At 72.3% G+C, this 1,752-nt stretch carries 3 protein-coding genes; all 3 read right to left on the reverse strand.

The window, feature by feature from the left end:
* Positions 1-91: 91 nt before the first annotated feature.
* Genes D7W79_RS41765 through D7W79_RS41775 form a run of 3 tightly spaced genes read right to left on the reverse strand, consistent with a single transcriptional unit; the run spans position 92 to position 1,670 of the window.
* Positions 92-592, reverse strand: a complete 501-nt coding sequence (locus tag D7W79_RS41765; RefSeq protein WP_120530725.1) for a DUF3106 domain-containing protein — start codon at positions 590-592, stop codon at positions 92-94.
* Positions 592-1,071, reverse strand: a complete 480-nt coding sequence (locus D7W79_RS41770; protein WP_120530726.1) for an anti-sigma factor family protein — start codon at positions 1,069-1,071, stop codon at positions 592-594. The genes D7W79_RS41765 and D7W79_RS41770 overlap by 1 nt, the downstream gene beginning before the upstream one ends.
* A complete protein-coding gene (locus D7W79_RS41775; RefSeq protein ID WP_120530727.1) occupies positions 1,068-1,670 on the reverse strand; it encodes an RNA polymerase sigma factor in 603 nt (200 codons plus the stop codon). The genes D7W79_RS41770 and D7W79_RS41775 overlap by 4 nt, the downstream gene beginning before the upstream one ends.
* Positions 1,671-1,752: the final 82 nt, after the last annotated feature.

The following is a 1,752-nucleotide window of genomic DNA, read 5'->3' on the forward strand; positions in this document are numbered from 1 at the left end:
GGTGCTTCCTTCGGCGGGGGCGCGGGCTGCTGGGCCCCGGCGGGCACGGCGGCCGTGAGCGCGAACAGCAGCAGCCAGCAGGGGGCGGGCCTCACTTGTTGCGCCGCCTTTCGCGCAGCCGCTCACGTGCCTCCTGTCGCTCCTCCCGGGTCATCTGCCGCCAGCGGCGCATGTTCTCCAGCATCTGCTCGCGGCGCTCCGGGTGCTCCTTGAGGTAGGCGCGCATCCGCTGGCGCAGCTCCGCGCGGCGCTCCGGGGTGAGGCCGCGCAACTCGCGCACCTGCTCGCGCACCGCCTGCCGCTCCTGGGGCGACAGCTTCTGGAAGTCGCGCAGGTTGGTCTTCAGGCGCTCACGCTCCTCCGGGGGCAGCTGCCGCCAGCGCTGGAGGTTCCCTCGCACGCGGGCCTGATCCTCGGGGGGCATCGCCTTGAACTCGCGCAGCTTCGCGCGCAGGGCTTCCTTCTGCTCCGGCGGGAGCTTCTCGAAGCGCTCCGCGGCGGTGGGCGTGGGGGCGTTGGCCGCGCGGGCGGGCGCTCCCACACCGAGCACCAGCGCCACGGCCAGCAATCCGGCGGTCATTCTACCCAGCATCACGGCATCCCCAGTTCGTGGAGGTTCTCGACGACCTCCAGGTCTTCGGAGCTGTCCAGCCCCAGCACTTCGTAGTCCTCGACCAGCTCCAGGTTCGCCGCCACCTCCAGCGCGCCCGGGTCCCACTCCTCCAGCGCGGGCGCCTCCACGCGCGTGCGGCCGGCCACGAGCAGCGTCAGCACCGCCGCGACCGCCAGGCCCGCGGAGGGCACCAGCACGCCGGGCTTCAAGAGGTGCGCGAACCGCTCGCGCCAGGTGGGCGGCAGCGCGTCCACCCGCGCCAGCAGCTCGCGCCGCGCGGAGGGAGACGGCGTGAAGTCCGGCAGCTCCGCCATCCGCGCCACCGTGAGCCGCAGGAGCCTTTCGGTCCCCTGGCATTCCGCGCAGGTGCCCAGGTGGGCCTCCACCCGCGCGCGGTGCGGGGGCGCAAGCTCCCCGTCCACGTAGGCCGTCAGGTCTTCTTCATGCTCACAGCTCATGCCCGACTCCTCGCGGGCACGGTGCCCGCCTGCAACGCTTCAATCCTGCGCGCCACCGCCAGGGTGGCCCGGTGGATGAGGCTCTTCACGGCGGCCTCGCTCGCCTCCAGCGCCTCGGCGATGTCCCGATACGCCATGCCTTCGAAGCGGCACATGGTGAACGCGGCGCGCTCGCGGTCGCTCAGGTCCTTCAACGCCAGGCCCACCGCCGCCTCCAATTCCCGGCCGCTCAGCGCCTGGTCGGGCCGGTCTCCGTCGGGCCCTGGCATCCGCACCGCTCCCGCGTCGTCCTCCACCGGGTCCTCCGCCGTGAGGCGCGCCACGCGGTACTCCCCGCGCCGCATCTCGTTGAGGCAGTGGTTCGTCGCCACCCGGAAGAGGAAGGTCTTGAACTTCGCCGTGGGCTTGTAGGACCGCGCGTGGCGGTAGAGCTTCACGAAGATGTCCTGCGTGAGCTCCTCCGCCCGCGCCGCGTCCCCCACGAAGCGGTACGCGAAGCGCGCCACGCTCGCGTGGTGCCGGTCGAAGAGCCAGGCGAAGGCCTGCTTGTCGCCCGCCGCCACCTTCAGCATCGCCTGCGTGTCCGGGTCCCAATCCATCCGTGAGGCCACAAACCCCGTTGCCCTTTGGAAGTTGCGGGCCACCCCCACTTTGAACCCCACGCCGCGCCCCGGTTACAGT

It is taken from the genome of Corallococcus exercitus (genome assembly GCF_003611585.1).
GTDB lineage: Bacteria > Myxococcota > Myxococcia > Myxococcales > Myxococcaceae > Corallococcus > Corallococcus exercitus.